The sequence below is a fragment of the Ignicoccus hospitalis KIN4/I genome, assembly GCF_000017945.1.
GTDB lineage: Archaea > Thermoproteota > Thermoprotei_A > Sulfolobales > Ignicoccaceae > Ignicoccus > Ignicoccus hospitalis.
In genome coordinates this window covers 16,683-41,168 of record NC_009776.1, presented here as the reverse complement: position 1 = coordinate 41,168, position 24,486 = coordinate 16,683, and the positions used below count along the sequence as shown (strand labels likewise).

Below are 24,486 nucleotides of genomic sequence, written 5' to 3'. Positions count from 1 at the left end.
TAGCATGAGCTTCAAGGTAGAGGAGGTCTTGAGGAGTCGTAAGCTCGCGAAGGGAATCTACGAAACGTTCGTGAGCTATCATGGAGAAGCTCCCCCTCCCGGGACGTTCTTCATGGTGTGGGTTCCCGGCCACGAGGCGATTCCCCTTTCGGTGGCGGGCTACCGCGGCGACGCGGTTCGCTTCATAGTAGAAGTTAGGGGAAGGACCACTGCGGCCCTCTACACGGCCCATAAAGTAGGACTCCTAGGCCCCCTAGGCCGCCAAGCTCCCGTCCCTTCGGGCAAACCCCTCCTCGTGGGAGGCGGGGTAGGAATAGCTCCCTTACTTTACATGAAGGAGCTCTGGGGAGGTGAACTCCTCTTCGGTGCCAAGAGCGCCGAGAAGGTGCCGAAAATCGATGGAATAGACGAAGTGGCCACCGAAGACGGGAGTTTGGGGTTCAAGGGTACGGTTGTGGACCTCCTCAAGCTTCGCCCCCAGAAGAGGGACGTCTACGCTTGTGGCCCACCTTCTATGATTTCGTCACTCAAGGTACTGGCAAAAGAAATGGGGCTGAAGGGCTACTACAGTACCGAGAAGATGATAAAGTGTGGAATAGGCATATGCGGGTCGTGTGTCCTAGAGGGTAAGCTGCTCTGCAAGGAGCCGTGGCTTAGGTTGGGCTGAGGCCGGGAGACCTCGGACCCATCCGCCCACCAGCGCACAGCGGGCGTAAGGCCCGAGGTACTCGGGAGGTCAGCGAATGGAGGATTATTAATCTATCCCTTGGTTAAGGCGCCCAGAAGAGAGGATGATGTATACGCCATCGGCCGAAGGGTGAGGAGAGCTCGCCCCCTGATCAGCCTTTCTTGAGCTTGTAGTCGACTATTACGGCGACGACGGCTCCCACAAGCGCACCTAATACTATGGCCTTAACCAAATTGTCCGGGGTCGGCGGAAACGGGCCTCCCATCCCAGAGCTACCGCGCGACCGGCGTAACTTCGGGTTTTGAAAGGATCGGCCAGCAGCCCCTTCTCCTCACCCCTCAGGGGTCGGACTCTTCCTCATCTCCCTCACTCCGACCTTAGAGGCCGCGAGCTTCAAGCTCTGGACATCTAGCATTATCTGACCTCCGGGAACGGTTACCGCGAGCGCGCCGGCCGCGCTGGCAGCCTTGGCCGCCTTGATTATATCGCCTTCAGTGAGATACGTAACCAAGAAAGCCGCTGCGTACACATCGCCGGCCCCAGTAGTGTCTACTACTTCCACCTTCAAGCTCTCAACGTAATATGCCCTCCCCCCTCTGGTATATACCAGACTGCCCTTGCCACCAAGCGTAATAACGAGTGCCTCCCTCGGGAGGACTTCGGGCTCGGGGTACAGCCCCAACCTCATTGCTTCGGACTTATTTAAGAATAGAAAGTCAACCCTTCCCACGAGTCGCTTGACGGACTCGGTCTCTTCGAAAGCGTAAGTTCCGGGCGAGTAACTGAGTCTCTCAGTAGAGAGATACTTCTCCACAAAGGAGGGAGGCTTGGTAGCAACGTGGACTACGTCCGCACCGAACCTCTCGGGCAGCTCCTCTGGCCTTAGCGAGTGGGACACGCCCTTCAGCGAGTACATGACTTTTCCTTTCGGAGTGGAAGCGATGAACACCATCGACTGTTCGCCCTCTTTCAGAGGGCCGAAGACTTTGACTCCGGCCCTCTCAAGCTCCTCCACGACTTTTTTAGAGAAGGTGCCGGTCCCCACGGCGGCGTAGAGTTCTACGTCGGCCCCTAAGCTACGGGCGGCGACTGAGAAGTTGGCCCCGGAGCCTCCTGGGAGCACCCGCCAGTCCTTAGCTTCCCTCCCCTCATCTATTGAGGGGAGCTCGTCCAAGAAAGCTATTATATCTATGTTAATGTTTCCAATTACAACGATCCTTACCATGAGTTGAGGTACCTCACCTGTTCTTCCGTTAAGCTGTCTATTTTAATGCCCATTGCTTCCAGTTTACGCCTTGCCACTTCTTCGTCGATTTCGGCGGGAACCTTGTAAACCTTAGGCGCCAGTTCGCCAGCTTTCTCTAATAAGTACTTAAGGGAGAGGAACTGGTTAGCGAAACTCATGTCCATTACCTCGCTGGGGTGGCCTTCCGCCGCGACCAGGTTTACGAGACGTCCTTCAGCGAGCAAGTATATCCGCCTACCGTCCGGGAGCTTGTACTCGTCGACGTAAGGCCTTATCCTCCTCTTAGATATAGCTATCTCCTCAAGCGCCTTCACGTCGATTTCTACGTTGAAGTGGCCCGCGTTTGCGAGGATTGCGCCGTCCTTCATCTTGAGTATGTGTTCCTTTCTAATTACGTGTATATTACCGGTAGCCGTGACGAACAGGTCGCCTATCTTGGCTGCGTCGTCCATCCTCATAACGTCAAACCCGTCGTGAACGGCCTCGAGCGCCCTTAACGGGTTCACTTCAGTAACCACTACGCGCGCCCCCATGCCTCTAAGCCTCATAGCTATTCCTCTCCCTACCCATCCGTAGCCCGCGACCACTGCGACCTTGCCCGCCAACAAAATGTTAGTCGCCCTCAGTATACCGTCTATGGTGCTCTGACCGGTTCCATAGCGGTTATCGAAGAGGAACTTCGTAAACGCGTCGTTTACGGCTATCACTGGGTACTTCAAGACACCCTCTTTTTCCATAGCCTTTAGCCTTATTACTCCGGTCGTAGTCTCCTCAGTTCCACCAATGATCTTCTCAGCCAGTTTCGGATACTCCTTGTGTATGGTAGCGTGGAGGTCGCCGCCGTCGTCTATTACAAGGTCTGGGTCGCCCTCTTCGATGATTTTCTTAATAGCCCACCAGTACTCTTCTTCCGTCTCGCCCTTCCACGCATAGACGTTTATGCCTTCTTGTGCGAGGGCTGCCGCTACGTCGTCTTGTGTGCTCAGAGGGTTGCTGCCCGCTAGGTACACTTCAGCACCGCAAAACTTGAGGGACCGGACGAGGGCTGCAGTCTCCTTGGTAACGTGGAGTACTGCAGAGATCCTCTTACCTTCGAACACCTTCTTCTCCTCGCAGAGCTTCCTGAGGCCCACTACCACTGGCATGTGATTTTCTGCCCACTCGATCTTCAGCTTCCCTTGGTCGGCCAAGCTTATATCCTTGACTTTGAAGCCCATATACCGAAACCCTGGCCAAGTTTTGTTTAAAGGTGAAAAAAGGGTTATGTTGAGCGAGGATCGTTGGCGATCCCTTAGGCTGCCTCCTTCTTCGGAGGAGCTTCGCCCACCTTCGCCCTGAAGTAGTGCCCGTTGGGGCACCTGAAGAGGCCTATTATCACTCCTTTCCTTCCCTTGGGAGCCAACACCCAAGTCTTGATGGGCTCCTTAACCTCCGCGCCGCACTTAGGGCACTTGGGCATTTCCTCTCACCTCCCCTCTTCTCTTTCCCACTATTCCTTCTGGCTCACCGTGCTTATAAATTATTTCTTGAGACCTTTAAACTAGCATTACATGAATCCTTAAGATTCCTTAGGTTGTAGCATCAAAAAATCCTAAGCTCGAAATATTAGGCGATGTGAGTATTTTCCGTGACTTACGTGAGGTTAGAGCCCGCGCCCTCCATCGCCCAATTTTAAAAATGCTCCTTCGTGGGGCTCGAGTTTGGAGAGGACAGTGCCTAGGGTAGCAGTAATAGACAAGGAGTTGTGCAAGCCGGACAAGTGCAATTACGAGTGCATAAGATTCTGTCCAATAAATAAAACCGGGAGGAACAAAGCGATCGAGCTCGGAGAGGACGGGAAGCCGATAATACACGAACTAGTGTGTACTGGGTGCGGGATTTGCATCAAGAAGTGTCCGTTCCAAGCGATTCACATAGAGAACTTGCCAGAAGAGGTGGAAGAGAAGCTGGTCCACAGATACGGCAAGAACGGTTTCGCGCTCTACGGCTTACCGGTCCCCAAGAGGGGACAAGTCACGGGCATCATAGGGAGAAACGGCGCCGGCAAGTCCACTTCGCTGAAGATCTTGAGCGGTCTCTTGAAACCCAACCTAGGCAAGGAAGAGGCCTCTTGGGACGAGGTCCTAAAGAGATTCAGGGGGACCGAATTATTCAACTATTTGAAAGATTTGGCTAACGGGAAGATAAGGGTTGCGTACAAGTTACAGTACGTAGCGGAGGCCGCTAAGCTGCTGAAGGGGACGGTAGGCCAACTGCTCGCGCGGGTGGACGAGAGGGGGATCGCGAGGGAAGTAGCGCAAGCGCTAAACATAGCCCACCTATGGGAGAGGGACGTAAGGAAGCTCTCGGGCGGCGAGCTCCAGAGGTTCCTAATAGCAGCGGTCCTAAGTAAGGACGCTGACCTTTATGCGTTCGACGAACCCGCGGCTTACCTCGACGTAAAGGAGAGGATAAATATGGCCAGAGCGATTAAGAAGTTCGTCCCACCCAACCGATACGTGCTGATAATAGAACACGACTTGGCAATCCTAGATTACTTGTCCGACTTGGTTCACATCGTATACGGCGTGCCGGGGGTTTATGGAATAGTATCACAGCCCTATAGCACGAGGGTGGGGATAAACCATTACATAAGGGGGTTCTTGCCCAGCGAAAACATGAGGATAAGGGACAAGCCTATAACGTTTGTTAACCCAGAGCTCAGGGAGAAGGTAGTCTCAACTGAAGTATACTTGGAGTGGCCGTTCATGACAAAGAAGTTAGGCGACTTCGTCCTAGAGGTAAACCCTGGCGAGATTCATCGAGGGGAAATAATAGGTATATTGGGACCTAACGGAATAGGTAAATCTACCTTTATCAAACTAATAGCTGGCATCCTCAAGCCGGACAATGCCGACTTCGTGCTCCCGCAGTTGAGGCTCGCGTATAAGCCCCAGTACGTTACACACGAAATGTTCGGAAAAAACGAGACCGTTAAGGACGTCCTCAGAAAGGTTAGAAGCGACTTCTTGGACACCTCCAGTTGGTACTACGTCGAAGTGGTGAAGAGGCTCGGGTTGAATAGATTGTTGGAAAAGGAGGTTAAGCACTTGTCGGGCGGAGAGCTCCAGAAGCTCGCCGTGGCCGTTACTCTAGGAAAAGAGGCCGACCTATACTTGCTGGACGAGCCCTCCGCGTTCTTGGACGTCGAGGAGAGGCTCGCGGTGGGCGACGCAATAAGACACATCGTAGAGGGTTCCGGGGCGGCGGCCTTCGTCGTAGACCACGACTTGGTGATGATAGACCTAATAACGGATAGGGTAATGGTGTTCAAGGGCGAGCCCGGTAAGCACGGCGTCGCAGAGCCCCCAACCAGCTTGAGGAGGGGTATGAACGAGTTCCTAAAGGAGCTCGGAATAACCTTTAGGAGGGACCCGGAGACGGGGAGGCCTAGAGTAAACAAAGAAGGGAGTCGCTTGGACAGGATGCAGAAATCCATAGGCGAGTATTATTACACTCTGCCGGCGAGGGAGTAGCGGCCATGGGTGTAGATGAATACGTAGAAGCGTCCGAGAGACAAAGCGAACTGTTGGAAGAACTCAAGAAGATAATTAAGAGTCTAGAAGAAGCTCCAGCAGACTTCGAACTCAACCAGCGGATAAGGGAAATCTTAGATGAGCTCGGGGTCCTCAGAAAGAAGCTCCTAGAGCTCTCTAAGTTAGAGCCAGTAGGGGACGCCGCGCTCCTCCAAGAGTTCTACAAGCTGGTGGGCGTCTTCGACGAAAGGGACGCTTTAGAGGAGCTGTTGAAACTAGCCTTGAAAGGAAAGGTGGACGTCTCTCCGGACGAGATAGCTTCACACATCAAAGAGATCAAAAAGTTTGAAAAGAGCTTAGAATGAAATTAAATATGAGAGGGTTTAGCAAGACTTTCGACATTCTCAATCTTATCTCGAGAAGGCATTAAGCGTACTACTGCTACCTCTTTAGCCTAGTATCACGCAAGTAACGCACGCTATTTATTGATTCGTCCAAAGCATTCTAACACTAAACGGCGACCGCGAATGGCTAGGGTAGGCGACCACCTAACCACTCTCGGGTTTACAAACGTCAAGAAGCCTAGAAACGTACTCGAAGAAATGATGGGTAGGAGCGTCAACTCCAACGAGTACCAGGGTCCCAACAAACTGCTGCTAGAAGCGGCCGAGAGGTACCTCTGGGAACACGTAGTAGAGGACGTTATGCCCAAGGACATGATAAGCGCTCACAAAGAAGGTGTAGTGTACGTACACAAACTGCCCCAGAGCGTCTTCCTCCCCTACTGCAACGGCAACGACTACTCCAGAGTACTGAAGAAGGGCTTGAAGACCCCCACCATAGTGGCGGGCCCGGCGAGGCACTACCAAGTAGCGATGGCCCACGCTGCTAACTTCCTAGCTATGATGCAGCAGTACTGGACCGGCGCCCAAGCGTTCGGCAGCGTGGAGCTGTGGGTAGCGCCCTTCATAGCCAAGGAACACCTAAGCGACGAGGAAATAAGGCAAGGGATCCAGACGCTCTACTACGAACTCAACTTGCCGTGGAGACCCGGGATGCAAACGCCCTTCACGAACATCACTGTAACCTACACCGAAAGCAAGTACATGTTAGACCAACCCGTAATAATAGGTGGCGCCTCCACCGGAGACCTCTTGGGAGACTACTTAGACGAGGCCCGCAGGTGGCTCATCCAGCTGGGCAAGGTCCTCCAGAGGGGCGACTCGCTCCGGCAGCCGTTTACCTTCCCCATACCGACGTTAATGCCCACTGCCAAGGACTTCTACAACGACGCCGAACTCTTCGACGCCATCTTCGTGACTGCTGCAAAGATGGGAAGCTACTACTGGCTCAACACCAAGGTTATAGACCCTGACTCCGCGTTCGCGATGTGCTGCCGCTACGTAGTAAAGAAGGACGAAGTCAACAAGGCATTCATGGGAGGGTTGAGGCTGAAGAAGTTGGAAGATCAAAGGAAGGAAGAGCTAGAGAAGTTGGCAAAGGGCAGGCTGGGCGGAATGTGGGCCATACCCGACATAACTGGCAGCATCGGCGTGGTCACCGTTAACCTGCCCAGAATAGCCTTGGACGCCAGGGGAGATGTGGAGACCTTCTTCGAGATACTGGAAGAGAGAGTAGAGCTGGTGGCCAAGTGGCTGAGCTGGTGGAGGAACCACTACCTAAGGCTGATGAAGACGTATAGGAACTTCTACAGCATGGTGTGGGAATACAGCCCCGAGTGGACGAGAACCCACTTCAACACTATAGGGGCAATAGGGATGCCGGAGGCCGCGGCGATCCTATTAGGAGATCCCGAAGTGTGGACCAGCGAGGACGTAGGCGCGAAGGAGAAGGCAATAGAACTGGAGGACAAGATGATAAAGACTATGGCTGACATAGCCTCCAGATTAACCATCGAAATGGGCGAGCCGTTCAACGTTGAGGAAGTACCCGGAGAGACCGCCGCGGCAAAGTTGTTCTTAAACGACTTGAAGCATTACCCCGAAGTAAGGGAATACGTGCCCGAAGGGGTCGACATGTATTCCACCAGCGTAGTGCCCTATTACGACCACGGCATAACTCTATGGCAGAGGATAAAGTGGGAGGGCAAGGTCCAACAGAGGTTCACCGGAGGAGTAATGATGCACATATTCCTCGGCGAGCAGCCGGACCCGGAGGCGCTCGCGAAGCTAACCCAAAAGATCATGGACGCCGGAGTGGTCTACTGGAGCTATACGCCGGCCATAAGCGTCTGCGAGAACGGCCACAAGACTGTGGGCCTCTACACTAGGTGCCCGAGGTGCGGAGCCAAGACGGAGATATGGAGCAGAATAATAGGTTACTACAGGCCGGTGAGCAACTGGAACCCGTTCAGGCAGAAGGAGTTCCGCATGAGGACCCACTACGACAACAGCTTAAACAAGGGCAAGCTCGCTGTGTACAGCCTCGAGGACGGTAGGCCTATGTAACGAGGTAGCTCGTCATCCTTTAAATTATATTTTTATATTTTCTCCTGGTCCCCAGCCTCTGGGTAAGGGAATGCCTGCGGCCGGCGGAATCGGCGCGCTAGCCCTACTAGACCCAGCTACGCTGCTCCAGCTAGGCCTCATAGTAGGTATAGCTGAACTCGTAGTGGCGATACTAGCCTTCTGGCGAGCAAAAGTGCTAGGGCTCGACTGGCTAAGGCTCTTCGGCTTAGGCGTCCTACTGCTGTCACTTGCACAGCTCCTATGTAAGGTCATAGCGAGAGGGATCTTCCACTTGCCGTTCACGTATCCCGTAGGGGTACCCTTCAAGACGGCCGGCCTGATACTCGTGTTGTACTCTATGTTGAGAGCAATAGACCATCCAAAGACTAAGCTGCTGACATTGCTTGGTTTGGGAGCCGGCGTTTACTTCTTCGTAGGCTCGATGATAGCGTTCATGTACAGGCTGAGGTTCGAGTGGTGGAGCTTCCACGTCCCACACTTGCTCTTCCTAGTGGCGGGACCACTCATAATAGGCTACTACATCTTCAAAGCGTACCTAGAGACCCGCGACAGATCGGCACTGTTCTTCGCAGTGGGTCTGTGGATATACGCCGTGGCCAGCTTGGTGGTTATAGTCGGTGTCCAACTGACGCACATCAACGTAGCCTTGTCATACACGTTGATAGCGAGGGCTATAGCAATGATAATTATACTGCTAGGGACGGTCTGAGGCGGTCAACTTCATAAGCCTTTTTTCGTACGTCTCGCGACCCTGCCTCCCTCACGCCGCAAGGGGCGGCGGGTGAGGGGAGAGCCCGTCGGGCGCCTTACACCTTTAACCTTCCACATAAAAAGGCGCGGGTGGACCATGGCGAGCAGCACGAGAGGGGCCTTGATAAGGAGCGCACAGAGCATAGACATTGAATCTATGGGCAAGATAGTTAAGAGCTACCTCAAGTGCAGGATCCTAGAGAAGTCGTGCGGTGCGAATCACTTGTACGTGGGACCGCCCGGAATAGGTAAGAGCGAAACAGTCGTGGAGGCGGCCAAGGGCGCGGCCGAGGAAGCCGGCTTGAAGTTCTGGGAATACGAGAACTCTGCCGAGCCCGAGGACTATAACAAGGCGTTCGTTATGGTATTGTTTAGGCTAGACATGGTCAAGCCCGAGGACTTGAGCGGCTTCCCCCTTCCAGATAAGAATGATAAGAGCTTCGATTACGCGATACCTCGCTGGGCAAAAGTATTGAGGAAAGCCAAGGCGGGGCTGGTAATTCTGGACGAATTTACGAACATAAACGACGATACCGTACTTAGCGCTGCCTACGACATCGTTCTGTCAGAAAAGGTTAACTTGTATTACTTTAGGAAGCCTGTCATAGCCTTGGGTAACCCCCCCGAGTACAGCTCCATAGCCAGACCCTTACCGCTCCCGCTCTTGAACAGGTTGGCAGTCTTTAACGTTAAGGAACCATCTGTGGACATGTGGTGCAACTACATGCAGAAGCGCTACAACGACTCGTGGGCTAAGGAGGTCTGCGCGTTCCTCAAGTCCTTCAGAGACTACTTGATCAAGCTCCCAGAAGAGACGGAGCTCTTAGAGCCCTACCCCACGCCACGCTCTTGGTCGAGCTTAGCCTTGGCCTTGTATAACGCGTACCCGGACCTCTACGACGCTTTGCGGAGTGGTAACAAGGAGCTCAGAAAGGAGTTGACGACGTTGGTCAGTGCCTATGTCGGCCCAGAGGCCGCTCACGCCTTCGTGAGCTGGGCGTTCTCGAAGAGCATCTCTGTAGAGGAGCTAATAGAAAAGCCTGACCTAGTGTTACAGCTGAGCGAGGACCAGGCTGCCCTCGTGCTCCAAGCCTTGGCCCACTATTCGCACCCTCATTGGAAGTCGCGCACCACTAAAGTTGTAAAGCGTTTGTTGGAAGAGCCTGGAGGGACCAGGTACGTCGCGATGCTATTGAGGTTTATGGAACCTTCTAGGAGAAACGAATTTATAGACTATTTAAAGTCCAAGAACAAAATGTTACTATACGAAATTAAGAAGAAAATCGGAGGTAAGGAGTTGTTTGAGGATTAAGGTATCTCGGAAACCTCTCTGACGGGTTTAATTACCATCTCCCAGAGGGGGTCGCCGGTGCCGAGCAAAGTGTGGCTCATAGGGGGGAGCCAGCCGGGTATTATCATTCTTATCTCCTCCAATTTGGGCGGCCTCTTGTACACCTTAGGCTCCAACACCTCTAGGGCCATGGCCTTCTTCGCCCTAGCTATGTAAAGGTAGTCCTCTTCCCCTACGCCGGTCTTCTCCTCTCCCCCCTCTTCGATCAAGCGCCCCCAGACGAACTCGGGCCTGCCCTTGTAAACCTTCCCTACCCTGAACTCACCAACTATCGCCTTCACGTTGCCCGAAGCGTACATCACCACTAACATACCGCTGTAGAGGTTCAAGCCTATCCAAGTTCTCAGCTCGAACTTCTTCATGCCGCTGAGGATCCTCTGGGCGTACCTAGGCTTTATTGATAGCAGTACCACCGGGGTCTCCGGGTCCTCCAGAGGCTCTATCACCTCAGCCCCACCGCCGTTAGCGTAAAGTTGCCCAACTCATAAAACAAGTCCGAAGCGGGGAACGCGTTAGAAACGAACATCGCGGCCCTCCCTACAGCCCATACGAACTCTCCCAAACCGGCGGGCGGTGGGTTTGTAATTACGAAATACGTAAACATGACTAAAGTCCACCCAGCCAGTACTGAGGTAGGGGGCTCTACGCCTAAGAGGTTCCCCAGAGCTTCGAAAGTACAGTTGACGAGGGCGCCCAATATCGCTACTAGGGCGGACAGTATAGCGCCATAAGGTAGGAAGCCCAACGCGTTGAAGTCTACCAAACCCCAAGCTAGGGACAAGGCCGTCCACAACGTTAACAGTGCAACACCATAGCCGACGGACAAGACCAAACAATACTTCACCGAGGCCCGGCCTCCCTAACCAACACAAAGTTTAATAACAGCCCTGCGTGCTGGGACACGGCCCGGCCCGGCCACAGCGACCGGGCAACACCCGGACCCATTTCGAACCCGGAAGTTAAGCCGGTCGCGCGGGGTCCGGCAGTGGCGTCCGAGAGGCGCCGCAGCCGCCCCGTGCTGGGACCGGGCCTCTAACCGTTTAACTCCTCCCCCTCACAACCCTCTCGGGGCTACAAGGAGTGTGGGCCTCAGAGATCCTCCGGAGAATAGAAGTGAAGGAGGACATAGCGTCCATAAGGAGGGATTTAAACCTAAACGAGTACGAGTTCCGCGCCGCAATCAGGACGCTAAAGAGCTTGGGCCTCCCCTTAGTGAGGCGAGGCAAATACTACGAGATAGTGGAGAGGGAGCCGCAGAGGCTGTCGTACAAGGGCGTCGTAGACCTCTTAATAGTGATGAAGGAGACCGTCAAAGTGCTTAGGTTCCTCTACGGGGACGACGTCCGCTACCTCTGGCCCAACAAGGCCCTAAAGGGGAAAGAGGTCCTCATGGAAGTTTCAGAAGACGAAGTATTCCACAACCTCCCCTCGTACGTGTATTCCCTCATAACTGTCAGAGCTAACGCCTCCCTTAAGAGGAGGAGAAGGTTCTCAGAGGTCATCAAAACTCTGAACGCCTTGCTGTACGCTGAGGAAGTATCAGTGAGGCTAAAGAGGGGAGACGTGTTGAACGGAAAGATGACCAACATAGACATCGGCGGCTACGCCCGCATGGGCGCCCTCAGGCTGAGTCCGGAAGAGGTGGAAGAGGTCTTACCGCTCTAGCGCCTCGCATACGTGTAAAAGTTCTTCAGCAGTCGTACCCCGTTAACGTAGCTCTTCTCGGGGTGGAACTGGGTCGCGCAGACCTTCCCTGAACAGACAAGCGCCGTTATCTTGACTCCCTCATAATCGCTGACCGCTTCCTCCTCTTTCCTCCCCTCGTACTCTTTGTAGTAGCTATGGGCGAAGTAGAAGTACTCGCCGCTCAAGCCCTCGAGCAGAGGCGACTCCCCCACTACGGTGTTCCACCCCATATGCGGGACTTTGGGAACTCCTCTAAGCCTAATCACCTTTCCCTTCAAGATTCCGAGGCCCTTGAGCCCGCCCTCTTCGCTCTCTTCGTAAAGCAATTGCATGCCCAAACAGATCCCGAACTTGAAGTTGTCAACTTCTTTGATTACGTCAACTATACCTAACGAGGTCATGTTAGCAATGGCGGCCTTGTGGGAGCCCACTCCCGGCAACACTATTACGTCGCTTCCCTTCAAGACCTCTTTGTCGTTAGATACTACAACTCTGAAGCCCGCCCTCTCGAAACCTTTCTTAACGCTAAATAAGTTCCCTATTCCGTAGTTAACTATTGCCGCCAGCACCGCTCTTCGCCCTTGACCTCCTCTCTAGCTCCTTGATAACCTCAGCCCAGTCCACCCCTCTCAAGGCTAACAACACCATCAAGTGGTAGATTACGTCAGCGGCCTCGTAGATTACGGAATCCCGAGGCTCCGAGAGAGAGGCGACGATGAGTTCTACGCTCTCTTCGCCGAACTTCCTAGCAGCGAAGGGTAGACCTCTCTTCACAATCTCGGCTGTGTAGGAACCCTGAGGTTTTTCTTCTATCCTTTTCTTTATTACGAGCCACAATTCGGACAGGAAGTCGCTCACGTCAGACCTCCCGCGAGCACGGAGATAAAAGGTCCTTATTCAACCGCTGAGGTGGTGGCCCGTATCACTCCGTTGCTACGCGGAAAAGCTTACATTAACTTATAATTGAGAAGCGTGCACAAGGTCAGTGGGGATGTAAATGGAGAGAGTAAGAGACGCGTTAGTGAGGGAAGTAGTGGGCAAGAAGGTCGTGAACGACAAGCTCTACAAGTACACCTACTACACCTTGCCGCTTAACATATACATACCCAAGCACGTAGTGCACAAGTACGGAAGGGAATATATCGTTATAATAAACAGCGAGACCGGTGAGATAAGAGCGATGCCCAAGGCGCTCTACGAACAAAAGCGGAATAAACAGCGCGTCCAAGAGGAGTAGGAACGGGAATGACCTGAGAATCCGGGTAGGACCGCCAACGACATTTTGGGGATGACAAGAGGCCTGTATGGGGACCCCGACCCTTGAAGCCGGACTTCTTGAGACAAATATTCAACGTAGTGCTCGCGTCGCACCTACTAGACGAGAGGACTACGAAGGAGGCGCGGAAGCTGGTCTGGGCCGCGGAGAACAAGTACAAGTTCTCCTCGTTCGATAACCCGGACCCAACAGAAAACTTGAAGAAATACTTAGAGAGCAGCGACTTCGACGAGGTCCTAAGGTTATTGAAAAGAAAGAAGGAGGTAGTAGAAGACCTCGTCACTGCGATAGAGACGTACTATGGAACCCAGCTGGCGGAAATAGTGCGCCGCAAGCTAGCTGAGCTAACACAAGAAGGAAGCGAAAGCAGTTCGTAGACTATAGGCGGAGCTTCTCGAGCATAAGCTTCATTTTTCTTTTAGAATTCCTCGTCGAACTCTAACTCCTCTAGTTCTTCCTCCTCTTCCTCGCCCTCCACGTTTTCCAACACGTCTTCTATGAGTTCCTCGTCCTCTACCGTGGAGTATATATCCTCTACGTCGATCGCTGTATAAGTGCCATCTTCCAACTCCCTTATGCGTCCCTCTTCCAAGAGTTTCATCAACGACCTCCTGAGCCGGTCCTCACCGGCCGTTGCCGAGAACACCTCCTTCAGTTCTTTGAACTTCATCGGCTTCTCCTTGAGAATTTCCAGTAATAATTTTTCCAGTTCGCTGTCGTCCGGGGCCGCGAACACTTCTATCTCTTCGTCTTCGTATATTTTTTCAAGCTCCTCCATCACTTTCTTGTGAGTCTCCTCCACCACCTCTTCCCGGACTTCGTCTTCAGGAGCCAAAACTTCGGTCCCCCGTCATTAACTTCTCGTATCGCGCGCTTTATTAGCGATTCTTACAATCCCGTGTTACTAACCCCTACCCTTCCACTGGAACCCACTCTTTTCCCACCTAAGTTTTTCTCCAAACCTCTTTTTCCGTGATACTCCGGTGCTTAGTGGAGAGAACTTCCCCCGGTGCTTCCTCTGGAAAATCACTCTTACTGAAAACAACACAACAGTTTTGTCTAATAATCTATTCACATAGTTTGTAACAAAATAGTGTATTTCTATTGCATCTAAGCATCGATCCTTATAGGGCAAAATCAAGGAGAAACGTAATAAAACGTGACTGATTTCTATCTAATAGATTATGAAAAATTTTACAAGAGTGATGGTTGAAGTTTAGAGTAGCGCGGGAGAGGGGGAGGGGTGCTCGTTCCTTCTCCAGAAGAAACTACCCCTCCTTTACACGTGCGTATAACTTGAGGGAGGTCGAGGGCGTGCTTCTTACGCGAAAGCGTGTTGTGGGAAAAGAGTGGGTTCCAGTGGAAGGGTAGGGGTTAGTAATACTCGGGTTCTAGCTTTCTCAAGAGGAGTTCGGCGTCTTCCACTGCGAAGTGAAGGTCTAGCGACTTGAGGGTGGAAGGGAGGGGAACTCCTTCCCGAGGGCTCCAACCCCTCCTCTTGTAATACTCCCTCTTAGAGACCTCTAAGTCTTCCCATGAGATGAAGGCTTTGAGGCCGGCGTTGGGGCCCTTGGGCACGGGCTCCATCCAGCGGGGCGGGACGGTGTCGTCGTCGCTAGTATATCCGACCTTGAGTGCCCACAATCGCGCTAAGCTCTCCGTCCTTTGGGAGAGCTTCCTAAGCTCCTCCGTGTCGTAATCCAAGCCGTATACTACCTTCAACAGCTCGCTCCAGTCCGGAAAGTCGTAAGCCAAGAACACGCACGTACCCATGTGATCAGCTACGCTGGTCTTGTCCCTGTCGTACAATAAGGAGTCAAGCGCCTTTAGCGCGCTGTCCGTGGGAGGTCTATGGGGGCGGGGCCAGCCTCTCAAGTGGCTGGCCCCCACGTCTGCAGTGGCGTAGCTCAGCCCGAAGCCCAACAGTCCCCTGGGGTCCCAAGCGGGGGCCTCCAACCCTTTGACGTGGACTGCCCACTCCTTCCCGAAGCCCAGTATTTCGGAAGCCCTCTTGACCCCCTCCGCGAGGACTGCGCCTATGCCCTTTCTGTACGCTATTTCCTCTAGCAGCTTTCTTTGCTTCTCGCCGTCTCCCCACTTCATTACGCCGTTGAGCAACCCCTTCTCCTCGCTCTCTGCGGTCCAACCTATTACGTTGCCAGAGGATATGCTATCTAAGCCGAGATCGTTCACTATTTTGATCGCTTTGAGAACGTCCATTAGCTTGTATATCCCGTCTGCTGCGCCCAACATGCCCAAGTGTTCGTACTCGCTTTTGATACCTTCATCCTTTACCACTTTTGAACACTTTATGGGGCACATGTAACCGAAGACGGACTGGTCCTCTACTTCGTGAGGACCCTTCGCGAGCTTTACGACGTTCTCGCCCTTAAGCTCGCCTACGTCCCCCAGGTGAGGGTACTTGAAGTTGTAGTGCGGGGCCATACCTAACTTGTCGGCAGTCACCAAGCCGTTGTTTGTTCCGTACCTAGAGAAGCTGGAGCCCAACGCTTGGAACTTCTTGTATAGCTTGGTGGCCACTTCCCTCCACGCCTTCCTCCCCAGCGCCGGCTCTGGGAGGGGCTTGGCTGCCTTGACTACAACAGCCTTCAAGCCTTTGCTCGCCCAGATGGCCCCTATCCCTCCCCGCCCCGCGGCCCGGTGGTAGTCCACTATCACCGAGGCGTACCTAACCTTGTTCTCGGCGGCGGGTCCCACGACGGCTACGCTGCTCTTCTTTCCGTGTCTCTCCTTGAGTACCTTCGTCGCCTTTGAGGTGCTATGACCCCATATGTCGTCGGCACTTAGGATCTCGGTCCCCTCCTCAGTTACGTAGATGTAAACTGGCTCTTCGGACTTCCCAGTGATAACTATTGCATCGTAGCCGGCCATCCGGAGCTTGGGGCCTAACACCTCTCCCGCGTACGAGTCGTGAATCAGTCCGGTGAGAGGACTCACGGCACCGAAGCAAGTCTTCCCGGACGCCGGCGCGTAGCCGGCCAGCGCGCCGGCGGCGATCACAGCTACGTTTCGAGGCCCGTAGGGGTCTGCACAAGGCTGCGCGTACTTATATATAAAGTAAGTACAGAAACCCTTCCCTCCTAGGAATCTAGTATGAAGGTAATCGTCAACCTCTACTTCATCTATCCTAGTTCTAGAAAGGTCTATAAACAAGATTTTCCTTTCCAAAAACGCTTCCCGGGTACTGTCCCAATCACAGAGCTTATGTCGATGCCGTTACCCCTTCGGAGCTCCAAATTAGTTGGGCAGCCGCGGCGTAAACGTCTTCCACTATTACCGGCTCCGGAAGCTTCTCTCTCAAGAGCTCCGCCAGCCGCGCTAGGTTACACCAAGCGTCGGGGTCCTCCGGGATCACGCCCTTCAAGCCCACTGCGCAACTCCCGTTCCTGCTCCAAACGAGGAGCAGCGCCTCCTTAGGACAGTAGGTCGCGCTACCGCGCACTTCACAGTCCGACAGCGCGCCTACGAGGTCGTCCTCGCGGAGCTTTCTAACGCTCTTACCTTCTACGATCCACCAAGAGCCGTCGTAAGAGGACCTCATCACGACGACTGGCTGAGCGAGGGTGGGGTTACACAAAGCATATCCCGTTTTTACTCTAGTAAGTTTTAGAGACTAATTCAGAAAGGCGCTACGGTAATACTACGCCGTACTTCCTTTCTATCAGCGAGAGGATAGCCCTCACCACCTCTCTAGTCTCTTCGGAGACTTCAGGCTTCATTGCGACTTTTTCCAAGCACTCTAGGTCGTCGAGCTTGAGGGCTAGCACCCCTTCGACCCTCAGCGACTTCGGTAGCAAGTACTCACAAGTAGGAAGGGCGTTTCCGTTAGCTCTGCACTCGACGAACCTTACTAAAGCTTGGAAGTAGAAGAATTCGTTCATTAGAGCCATCTCACAGAACTCATCGTTTAAGTTCAGGCCAAACTTAAGGCAATACTTGTCCAAGGTCTCGGTTATTTTGCCTTGGGGCACTACGAACAACCTATTTACGGTATCTTCTATGTACTTGAAATCACTCGACAATTCTAGTATCTTCTCACGCGCCTCGCTAAAAGTTTTCGCTCCCAGAGCTTCCAAGATCCTAAGCTCCGTCGCCCGCGGGCCTTCTTGAAGTAGTGGTAAGTTACACGCGGAGGCCAGCTCGTTAAGGCTCTTATACGATATGCCCCTTAAGAGGAAGGCACTCTGAACGAGTCCCCCGCACTCTTTCAAGTCCTCACACTTGAGGTAGTCCTTCAACGCCTCCAGTGGTATAGAAGCTATGTGACATACTTCGGAGCCGTACCTCTCCAACTCCAAACACTCAACGCCTTTGGTGTGTGCGGCCTCCAACCCGAATCACACGGTGTACCCCATAAAGTTAAGGCTAAAAGTCGGCGCGTCAAGGTTCGGGCCGTTGTTAAGCCGTTATCGACTGGGGGTCGGTAGCCGGAGAAGAATACTTCTACATCAAGTCGTTCAGTCGCCCAACGGCTCTTCATCCCCAGAAGGGTTACACCCCACGGTTAAAGGCATGAGGTTGTTAAGGAGGCCCCTCTCGAAGAAGGAGAAAAAACTCCTCTTAAAGAAGGTGGAGGGCCTTCCTTGGGCTAGGTTCACCGTGGACCAAAAAGTAGAGGAAGTAAAAGTTCGTACTGAGACCGAGAAGGAGTACGTGGTTTACTTCGTTGAAGGGAAGCCCACGTTCTGGGTTAAGGACGACAAGTACCTTCCGGTCTTGTGCGGGAACGACGTTGAAGGGCCCTCAGTGGTGGTGGACAAGGGGGCGGTGCCCTACGTCACTAGGGGAGCGGACGTCATGAGGCCCGGAATAATCTCCTTTGAAGGTGACTTCAAAAAGGGAGACGTGGTGTTGGTAAGGTCAGAGAACTTAAAGTTTCCCATAGCCGTCGGGTTAGCCCTCTATGACAAGGAAGAGGCCGAAAAGATGGAAAGGGGTAAAGTAATTAAGAACTTACACTACTTGGGGGACGACTTGTTCAAGCTCTGCAAGTCTTGAGCTCTTCGAGCTGACGCAAGACGTAATCCCTAATCTCAGTTATCTTTGGTAGCTTCGTCACCACTTCGCCGCCCTCCATTACCTTGGTGAGGAGAGGGGTCCCTTTGCCCTCGGAGCCCCAGGGGAGGACTTCGTCTTTGAAGCAGCGGTCCCGGAAGAGCTGCTTGAAGCCCGGCAGCTTCCCCCTCTTCGACCTCGGGACCCACTTGTCCCCTTCGAGCACCTCCACTATGTCCGCTGACACGTCCACGCTCGGCGGGAACGCTATGCTGGTGCCGACCCCGAAGGCGTCTACGAGGTCCCTCAGCTCCTCTACCTTCTCTTCGTCGAGGCCTCCGCTGACTATTATGGGCACCTCGAGGCCGTGTAGCCTCAAAGTCCACTTGACCTCTTCCACTATTGCCCTCATGTTTCCCCTCCTAGAGCTCGGCGTGTCGAGCCTCACCCCCTTCAGCTTCTCTTTCAACACCCTTGCCGCCTTGAGCGCGCTCTCCCTCTCGTCACAGAAGGTGTCAACCAAGGCTATTCTTGGTACCTCCTCGGGCAAGGCCTCGTCGAAGGCCTTCCAAGCGCTCTCCTCGTCCCCGAATATTACAATTAATGCGTGGGGCATAGTTCCTTGGGGCTTCAAGCCTAAGAACTTCTCGCTCAGCGCGCCGGCCACCCCGTCCACTCCGCCTATAAAGGCCGCCCTGTCGGCGACCGGCTGTATGGCCGGGTGTAGCGCCCTCAACCCGAAGAACAAAACCTTCTTGTCTCCGGCGGCCAGCTTTATTCTAGCGGCCTTGGTGGCTATCGAGGTAGAGTGCCTTATTATTCCCAAGAGCGCGGTCTCCAGCTCGCCAAACTCCGAGTACTTGCCCTCGATCACCATGATGGGTTCCTTTCGGAAGAACAGCGTTCCCTCTGGCAGTGAGTAGACCGTGACGTCCCTCCCCCTTAGGACGTATAGCGCCTCTTCCAGGCCGGCGAAAACTCCCCACTCGTACCCCTTCGGGAGGCTGTAGGCGTGAAATTCCATTCTGACTTTCTTGTCTTTTCCGGACTTCTTGACTACTTCGACGGTCCTCTTGAAGTATATGTCTGTCGCGTTGCCGGAGAGTATGTCTTCTTCGGACGCTACGTAAAGCCTCATTTCCCTTCACCCATTACAGTAACGATTACCTTCCTAGAGTGGCGAGGGCCGTCGAGTTCGACCAAGAAGACGTTCTGCCAAGTCCCCCTTACCAGCCTGCCCCCGCTTACTGGGAAACAGCGCGATGGCCCTATTATAGATGCCAATATGTGTGCGTCCGCGTTGTCGTCTATCTTGTTGTGCTCCCAGCCCTTGTCCGGGGGGACCAATTCGGTTAGCGCCCTCAGTATGTCGGACATCAGTCCGTGTTCGTGTTCGTTTGCTATCACTGCTGCCGTGGCGTGGGGCACGAAGACCATGCACGTTCCCTCTTCTACCCCGGACTCGGCCACGGCCCTTTCGACTTCCCTAGTTATGTCGATTAGCTCCTTCCTCTTCGTAGAGGAGAAAGTTAAGATCTTCTGGTATACTTTGAAGGGCACCGAGCCCCGCCACCACTCAATATAAGCGCGAGTAAATACGTCTGACCCGAAAGGGCCTTGATAATCAGGAGGGCCGGAAGCGGGTTCGTAGTTCACCACTCCAAATACGCCTTGTGTTTGGACGTCAACGACGACGTCTGTAACTACGCTGTAGGGATATTTGACGAGGGAGACTCCTATTACGCGTGTCCGCTGGGCAAGATCTGTCAGCGCCCCACGGAGGGGTGGCTCGACCTCCTCCCGTTCTCCGTACTAATAACGCCTCGGGGAGCTGTGGTTACTGACGGGCGCACGTCGGCGGGCTTTTGGAAAGTGCCCGAGGCCGTTCACGTGGACTTCGTGGTGGGCGAGAGCCCTTACAGAGGCGATGCACCCTTTCAAGACGTTAGGCTCCTAGAGGAGGACGACCACATCGAACCCTTCGGCGCGGCGGTGCTCCGGTCGGACGATGTTCATCGGATGAAGTTGGAGGAGCGTTGGTTCGAACTGATCGCCTCTGGGGAAAAGGTGGTCGAGGGCAGGGTTTATGATGAAAAGAGGAAGAGGCTTCGCGTGGGTCACGTCATCCAGTTTAAGAGCGTTCAGTCGGGCAAGCTCTTGTACGCTAAAGTAAAGAAGTTGGTAATGTACAAGAATTTTAAAGAAATGTTGGAAAGCGAGGACAGAGTGTTGCCCGGGCTGAGCGTCGAGGAGGGACTCAAGGTCTACGAGAAGTACTACGGACCCGAAGCGGGCCCCGCGCTGGCCATAGGGTTAGAAGTCCTCTGACCAAAACACTTCTTCCATGATTTTGAACGTGGTCTCGACGAATTCGTCCAAGGGGACCAGCTCCAGCCTCCACCTTCCCACCCCCTCTAGTAAGGGTAACCTCAAGCGGTCGCCTACCCTCTTCTTGTCCTTCAGTATCATAGCTTTGTACTCTTCTATGGTCATCTTAGGAGCCTTAACTTGGGTTAACGAATAAGCCGAGAGCGCGCCCTCTAAGGCTTCGTAACAAGAGGAACACGCCCCTACCCTCTCGGCGTATAAGGTCTCGACGACCATTCCGAGGGCCACGGCTTCGCCGTGGAGCAGCTCGAACTTGGAGGCCGACTCGAGGGCGTGGCCTACGGTGTGGCCGAAGTTCAGCACCTCTCGGACTCCCTTTCGTTCTCTGGGGTCCTTCCTAACCACTTCGAGCTTTGTTTTGACACTTTCTGCAATAACTTTCGATACGTATTCGTCGTCTCTCGCCAAGATCTTCGAGCTGTTGTCTTTTAAGTACTTCAAGAACTCGGGATTCAAAGTGATTCCGTACTTTATTGCTTCTGCCATGCTGGATTTGAAGACTCTGTCCGGTAAGGTGTCCAGAAACCTCAAGTCATCAACTACTAACCACGGGTGGTAGAACGAGCCCAGTACGTTTTTAAAGCCTTCGAAGTTAACCGCAGTTTTTCCGCCCAGCGAGCTGTCTATCATGGCTAACAGCGTCGTGGGGAACTGGATCAACGGTATCCCCCTCATGTAGACGGAGGCAGCGAAGGAGGCTGTATCGCCTAAGCTGCCCCCGGCTATCACTCCTAGGGCACACCAGCGGTCGGCCTTCAGTTCCCAGAGCTTTCTAATAATGTTCAAGGCCACGCTCAGATCCTTCGCGGCCTCGCCGTCCTTGAGTATCTCCCAATGGGGGAAGACTGCGCTCGCCTCTTTGAGGACCCACCGTGCGCCCTTTGCCACCCCTTCGCCTACCACCGCGAGACACGGCTTAACGTTCTCCGGCAAGGCGCTCTCGACTTCTTTGAAGACGTTCCTCCCGATTATTACTTTGTAAGTGTGTTCTTCGGTGATTGGGACCTCCAATCTAGACGAGCTCCTCAAATATCTCCTCCTCCTCGCCTCCCCTACCCACGAACATCGAAGCCAAATACGCTCCGGCCGCGCCTACCAGTACGACTGCTATTAGTAGTACTGGGTTGCCCAGTATGGTCTCGATGATTGTTGGCGCAGGCTTTAGGTAAACTACTGGGAGTTGTCTCGTCAGAATCACCGAGGAGCGGTACTCTTGGTACCCTGGGGCCGTGATGACTATTTCTACCGGCTTACCCATGTAATAAGTATTGACGTTAATTATGGCCCTTCCCGTGGCGTCCGTCATTCCTTCTCCTATCAACAGCTTGTTCTGTCCGTAGTACAACTTTACCGTGGCCCTAACTACGGGCTTGTTCGTCCTTACGTCTAACACTGTCACGGCAACTGAGGTCTTAGTAGGGGTTAAGGGGACCTCCACTACGGCGTTCGTCGGTACTGTGAACGTGGCGCTCCCGGTGGCGGCCTTCTCCTTCGTCGCGGAGTAGCACGTCAGAGTGGCCATGTAAGTGCCTCTCGGAACCCTTATGGTGGCCTGGAGGGAGGGCTTAGTCATCCTGGGTAGCGGCAAGGGCTCGAAGAGGGGTCCGCCTTGAACTTGGCCCTCACAGTAGAATATGAACTCGTAGAGTAGCTTATCGTCCGTCTTTGCTTTAATCACTACGTTGAACGATTTGTGGGCTATTGTTAGTTGCAATACTTTAGTGTTTTCGGAAATAGTCACAGTCGTAGTCAAGGGCTCATAGCCCTTAGCTGATATTGTCAGCCTATACGTACCCGGCGGGACGCTCACGGTGTTGTTCTCGCTGGTTAAGCTGAACTCGAATTTCAAGCCTAACGCTTGGTTCACTAGAGTTATGTTAAATGCGGGCACTAAATTTTTGAGCTCGTCGAATACCATAATACGTACTTTGACCGTCTTTAGCTTTAGAGGTATGGTCAGAGTCATGCTTTTTGAGATGTTATAGGTCTCCTCGAAGGGCAAGTAGTTCTTAGCCAATACCTTTATGGAATATACGTCTGGGGGTAATGTGACCAAGACAGTCCCGGTGGCGGGGTTCTTAATCACTTTTGAAAGTCCGCTGGTAAGCGAAGTTATGGAGATCAACGACGGTATGACGAGCCTTCCCGTTAGTGAGTCTTTTATCACGAGCGTCAAGTTGTAAAGTATGGGATCTAGAGTTACTTCTTTCACTAAGGGTTTGTTACTGGGTACTACGTTGAGCGTTTCTGTATGAGGTTTATGTAAGGGTGCGCTTGCTCTTAGTGTATACGTCCCCGGAAGGAGCACGACCTCTGCTAGGCCGTTCTTGTCGGTTTTCTTCTCTAAAGCTATCCTACCTTGAATCGATACGGTCGCATTTGCTATGGGACCCTTAGGTATGAAGGGCGGAGCGCCCTTACTCATGACTTTGATCTTTACGTCAGTTCCCTTAATTATCATCTTTACTGCTATTGATTTATCGTTGTCTAGGACCAAATTCCTTATGACTACTGGTTTATAGTAGTCTTTAACTACCCTTATCATGTACGTGCCCTTTTCCAAGTGAAGGACCACAGTCCCGTTGGCGTCCGTTACTTGGGGGCCTAGCTGGAGCCTCTTTCCTCTTACGGTAACCCCACTGACGTAAACCAGTGCCCCTGGAAGCGGGTTGCCCGTCTGCTCGTCTACTACTTTTATCTTCAACTTGTATACGTAGGGTATGATCACGTCCGGGGTTATCTCCACTCTTATTACTGGAGGGTCGAAGTCTGTTCCGGGAGGAGGGGCCCCGACGAACAACACGACGCGTCCTATCTTACTCTTCACGTTTAACTCGTACGTGTCGCTGGGCAGCAAGACGGTCTTGGAGGGTTCTTGTATGCTCAACCTCAGCGTGTAGGCTTTATTGGGAGCAGAGAGGGGCTTTAAGTTCACTTCCACAGAGCTCTCTCCTGCGACCTCCACGAAGCGCTTGGTGAGCGCCACCTCTACGGCGCTGTGCGGAGAGGCTACGTCTTGGAAAGAGATCGGCCTGTAGGCCAGTTCCTCAGGGAAGCAGATGAAACTGGGTAAGGGGGTACAGAACATGTTTTCTGAGAACGTCGCGAACATGGGGTTACTATCCTTGGCTCTCAAAGAGAGTAGGAGATCGCCGCCTCCTTGGGGCTTGACGAGTAGGACGTAAGCCTCGTATCCAAGAGGTGAGCGAGAGAGGCCGAGGAGCTTGGCTAACGATGCTCCAAAGAGCGTGAACGTGACGTTTTCTGCCAGATCAACGTATTTTATGCCAACACTTCCTCCGAGGGTTAAGACGAGCGACGTATTAGATAGGTAGGCCTCGCGACCTAATTCTTTACAATTGAGTAGGCGGGGCCCTCCCCTCCAGACTATTTTGGCTAGCTTAGAACTGCGCTCAGACTTTAGGAGCACGAACGTAATGTTGTTTATAAATGACTCTTGGAAGCTCGTGACGTTAACTTTGCAAGCTCCCGCTAGCTTCCAAAGGGGGTAGAACGAGATCCCTCCTGGCTTTAATACGCCGAACGTTCCTCGGGGGAGGTCGTAGACCTTCAAGTTGGATGGACATACTTTCAGGAGCTTCCCAGAGCTCGAGAACCAAGAACACCTTTCGGATTTCCCCGCGGCCCTGAAGCCCTCGGCGTCGAAGTCGATCTTGTGTAAGACGTCCAAGGCGTTATTGGTTATTAATATGGATGAGTTAGTTACTATAATAACCCTCGTTTCGTTCTGTTGGAGGGCCCATACTACGTTGTCCAACTTCTTTGAAGACACTAAGGAGACCCCTCTGTCGGTGATAGTGTACTTGTTCAACTCCCCGTTCGCGTAGGTGAAGATGACGTTGGGTCGCGAGAACCAGAATTTCTCCGGACTTCCTATGGTACCGTCTAGGACCTTATATTCGTATGCGTTGGTGATTTTTACGGGCGTCAGATTAGAGAGCGATACTGAGTACTGCGAGGCGAACACAGAGAACGTCATCAGTATTAATAGCAATGCTAGCCTCATTACTTCCTTCCACGCGACTCCCGCCGCTTCCGCTTTCAAAAACCTTAGTCGTCA

26 protein-coding genes and 1 rRNA gene are annotated in these 24,486 nt (G+C 53.2%); 12 read left to right on the top strand and 15 right to left on the bottom strand.

Translation table 11 applies throughout. The features are described from left to right. Positions 1–4 precede the first annotated feature (4 nt). Positions 5–667 (top strand): ferredoxin reductase domain-containing protein, encoded by a 663-nt coding sequence (locus IGNI_RS00235; protein WP_011998078.1) that lies wholly within the window; start codon positions 5–7, stop codon positions 665–667. Between the two features lie 352 nt (positions 668–1,019). Here the strand turns inward: IGNI_RS00235 and IGNI_RS00230 are convergent, their stop codons facing one another. From IGNI_RS00230 to IGNI_RS00220, 3 genes are all read right to left on the bottom strand, one after another. Further along, positions 1,020–1,913, bottom strand: a complete 894-nt coding sequence (locus tag IGNI_RS00230; RefSeq protein ID WP_011998077.1) for a carbohydrate kinase family protein — start codon at positions 1,911–1,913, stop codon at positions 1,020–1,022. Beyond that, positions 1,907–3,151, bottom strand: coding sequence for an adenosylhomocysteinase (ahcY, locus tag IGNI_RS00225; protein ID WP_011998076.1), 1,245 nt, complete (start codon positions 3,149–3,151; stop codon positions 1,907–1,909). The genes IGNI_RS00230 and ahcY overlap by 7 nt, the downstream gene beginning before the upstream one ends. A 74-nt stretch (positions 3,152–3,225) precedes the next feature. Beyond that, positions 3,226–3,393 (bottom strand): chromatin protein Cren7, encoded by a 168-nt coding sequence (locus IGNI_RS00220; protein WP_011998075.1) that lies wholly within the window; start codon positions 3,391–3,393, stop codon positions 3,226–3,228. Positions 3,394–3,634: 241 nt separating this feature from the next. Between IGNI_RS00220 and IGNI_RS00215 the strand changes: the two genes are divergently transcribed. From IGNI_RS00215 to IGNI_RS00195, 5 genes are all read left to right on the top strand, one after another. Further along, entirely contained in the window at positions 3,635–5,449 is a 1,815-nt protein-coding gene (locus IGNI_RS00215) for a ribosome biogenesis/translation initiation ATPase RLI (RefSeq protein WP_011998074.1), read from the top strand. A 5-nt stretch (positions 5,450–5,454) separates the two neighbouring features. Continuing rightward, complete coding sequence (locus IGNI_RS00210) at positions 5,455–5,814, top strand: hypothetical protein (protein ID WP_011998073.1); 360 nt, start codon at positions 5,455–5,457, stop codon at positions 5,812–5,814. A gap of 162 nt (positions 5,815–5,976) precedes the next feature. Continuing rightward, positions 5,977–7,917 carry an anaerobic ribonucleoside triphosphate reductase gene (locus IGNI_RS00205; RefSeq protein ID WP_052569702.1) on the top strand — a complete coding sequence of 647 codons (1,941 nt, stop codon included), beginning with the start codon at positions 5,977–5,979 and terminating at the stop codon, positions 7,915–7,917. Positions 7,918–7,987: 70 nt separating this feature from the next. Continuing rightward, positions 7,988–8,647, top strand: coding sequence for a hypothetical protein (locus tag IGNI_RS00200; RefSeq protein WP_011998071.1), 660 nt, complete (start codon positions 7,988–7,990; stop codon positions 8,645–8,647). Positions 8,648–8,785: 138 nt separating this feature from the next. Then, positions 8,786–10,000, top strand: a complete 1,215-nt coding sequence (locus IGNI_RS00195; protein WP_011998070.1) for a hypothetical protein — start codon at positions 8,786–8,788, stop codon at positions 9,998–10,000. On the opposite strand, the gene IGNI_RS00190 is transcribed toward IGNI_RS00195, so the two are convergent. Together IGNI_RS00190 and IGNI_RS00185 are read right to left on the bottom strand one after the other, a co-directional pair. Further along, positions 9,997–10,485, bottom strand: coding sequence for an ASCH domain-containing protein (locus tag IGNI_RS00190; RefSeq protein WP_011998069.1), 489 nt, complete (start codon positions 10,483–10,485; stop codon positions 9,997–9,999). The two genes, IGNI_RS00195 and IGNI_RS00190, sit on opposite strands and share 4 nt — an antisense overlap. Further along, complete coding sequence (locus IGNI_RS00185; protein ID WP_187145970.1) at positions 10,482–10,871, bottom strand: hypothetical protein; 390 nt, start codon at positions 10,869–10,871, stop codon at positions 10,482–10,484. The genes IGNI_RS00190 and IGNI_RS00185 overlap by 4 nt, the downstream gene beginning before the upstream one ends. Before the next feature lie 81 nt (positions 10,872–10,952). Here IGNI_RS00185 and rrf point away from each other — a divergent pair. Both rrf and IGNI_RS00175 read left to right on the top strand, forming a co-directional pair. Further along, a 5S ribosomal RNA gene (rrf, locus tag IGNI_RS00180) occupies positions 10,953–11,059 on the top strand. Between the two features lie 60 nt (positions 11,060–11,119). After that, positions 11,120–11,704: a hypothetical protein gene (locus tag IGNI_RS00175; RefSeq protein WP_011998067.1), complete on the top strand. Its 585-nt coding sequence runs from the start codon at positions 11,120–11,122 to the stop codon at positions 11,702–11,704. Here the strand turns inward: IGNI_RS00175 and hisH are convergent. Together hisH and hisE are read right to left on the bottom strand one after the other, a co-directional pair. Then, on the bottom strand, positions 11,701–12,291 hold the full coding sequence (gene hisH / locus IGNI_RS00170) for an imidazole glycerol phosphate synthase subunit HisH (RefSeq protein WP_083756968.1): 591 nt from the start codon (positions 12,289–12,291) through the stop codon (positions 11,701–11,703). The two genes, IGNI_RS00175 and hisH, sit on opposite strands and share 4 nt — an antisense overlap. Beyond that, positions 12,275–12,583, bottom strand: a complete 309-nt coding sequence (gene hisE, locus IGNI_RS00165) for a phosphoribosyl-ATP diphosphatase (RefSeq protein WP_011998065.1) — start codon at positions 12,581–12,583, stop codon at positions 12,275–12,277. Before hisE ends, hisH begins: the two co-directional genes overlap by 17 nt. A gap of 139 nt (positions 12,584–12,722) precedes the next feature. Here hisE and IGNI_RS00160 point away from each other — a divergent pair, with 139 nt between their 5' ends. Together IGNI_RS00160 and IGNI_RS00155 are read left to right on the top strand one after the other, a co-directional pair. Further along, on the top strand, positions 12,723–12,962 hold the full coding sequence (locus IGNI_RS00160) for a hypothetical protein (protein WP_011998064.1): 240 nt from the start codon (positions 12,723–12,725) through the stop codon (positions 12,960–12,962). Between the two features lie 83 nt (positions 12,963–13,045). Beyond that, on the top strand, positions 13,046–13,378 hold the full coding sequence (locus tag IGNI_RS00155) for a hypothetical protein (protein WP_011998063.1): 333 nt from the start codon (positions 13,046–13,048) through the stop codon (positions 13,376–13,378). Positions 13,379–13,419: 41 nt separating this feature from the next. Here the strand turns inward: IGNI_RS00155 and IGNI_RS00150 are convergent, their stop codons facing one another. From IGNI_RS00150 to IGNI_RS00135, 4 genes are all read right to left on the bottom strand, one after another. Then, positions 13,420–13,836 carry a hypothetical protein gene (locus IGNI_RS00150; protein WP_011998062.1) on the bottom strand — a complete coding sequence of 139 codons (417 nt, stop codon included), beginning with the start codon at positions 13,834–13,836 and terminating at the stop codon, positions 13,420–13,422. A gap of 539 nt (positions 13,837–14,375) precedes the next feature. Continuing rightward, entirely contained in the window at positions 14,376–16,190 is a 1,815-nt protein-coding gene (locus IGNI_RS00145) for an aldehyde ferredoxin oxidoreductase family protein (protein ID WP_011998061.1), read from the bottom strand. A 34-nt stretch (positions 16,191–16,224) separates the two neighbouring features. Next, the gene (locus tag IGNI_RS00140; RefSeq protein ID WP_011998060.1) at positions 16,225–16,599 is read right to left on the bottom strand and encodes a hypothetical protein; all 375 of its coding nucleotides are present in this window, start codon (positions 16,597–16,599) and stop codon (positions 16,225–16,227) included. 52 nt (positions 16,600–16,651) lie between these two features. Further along, positions 16,652–17,353 (bottom strand): hypothetical protein, encoded by a 702-nt coding sequence (locus IGNI_RS00135; RefSeq protein WP_011998059.1) that lies wholly within the window; start codon positions 17,351–17,353, stop codon positions 16,652–16,654. 181 nt (positions 17,354–17,534) lie between these two features. On the opposite strand from IGNI_RS00135, the gene IGNI_RS00130 reads away from it, so the two are divergent. Next, positions 17,535–18,020 (top strand): PUA domain-containing protein, encoded by a 486-nt coding sequence (locus IGNI_RS00130; RefSeq protein ID WP_052569693.1) that lies wholly within the window; start codon positions 17,535–17,537, stop codon positions 18,018–18,020. On the opposite strand, the gene IGNI_RS00125 is transcribed toward IGNI_RS00130, so the two are convergent. After that, on the bottom strand, positions 18,001–19,155 hold the full coding sequence (locus IGNI_RS00125) for a nicotinate phosphoribosyltransferase (RefSeq protein ID WP_011998057.1): 1,155 nt from the start codon (positions 19,153–19,155) through the stop codon (positions 18,001–18,003). The genes IGNI_RS00130 and IGNI_RS00125 overlap by 20 nt on opposite strands. After that, the gene (locus tag IGNI_RS00120; protein ID WP_011998056.1) at positions 19,152–19,577 is read right to left on the bottom strand and encodes a secondary thiamine-phosphate synthase enzyme YjbQ; all 426 of its coding nucleotides are present in this window, start codon (positions 19,575–19,577) and stop codon (positions 19,152–19,154) included. Before IGNI_RS00120 ends, IGNI_RS00125 begins: the two co-directional genes overlap by 4 nt. Positions 19,578–19,634: 57 nt before the next feature. Here IGNI_RS00120 and IGNI_RS07845 point away from each other — a divergent pair, with 57 nt between their 5' ends. After that, a complete protein-coding gene (locus IGNI_RS07845; protein WP_011998055.1) occupies positions 19,635–20,345 on the top strand; it encodes an ASCH domain-containing protein in 711 nt (236 codons plus the stop codon). On the opposite strand, the gene IGNI_RS00110 is transcribed toward IGNI_RS07845, so the two are convergent. After that, complete coding sequence (locus IGNI_RS00110) at positions 20,331–21,434, bottom strand: 3-dehydroquinate synthase (protein WP_011998054.1); 1,104 nt, start codon at positions 21,432–21,434, stop codon at positions 20,331–20,333. The genes IGNI_RS07845 and IGNI_RS00110 overlap by 15 nt on opposite strands. Then, positions 21,418–24,471 carry an MSCRAMM family protein gene (locus IGNI_RS00105; RefSeq protein WP_011998053.1) on the bottom strand — a complete coding sequence of 1,018 codons (3,054 nt, stop codon included), beginning with the start codon at positions 24,469–24,471 and terminating at the stop codon, positions 21,418–21,420. The genes IGNI_RS00110 and IGNI_RS00105 overlap by 17 nt, the downstream gene beginning before the upstream one ends. Positions 24,472–24,486 lie beyond the last annotated feature (15 nt).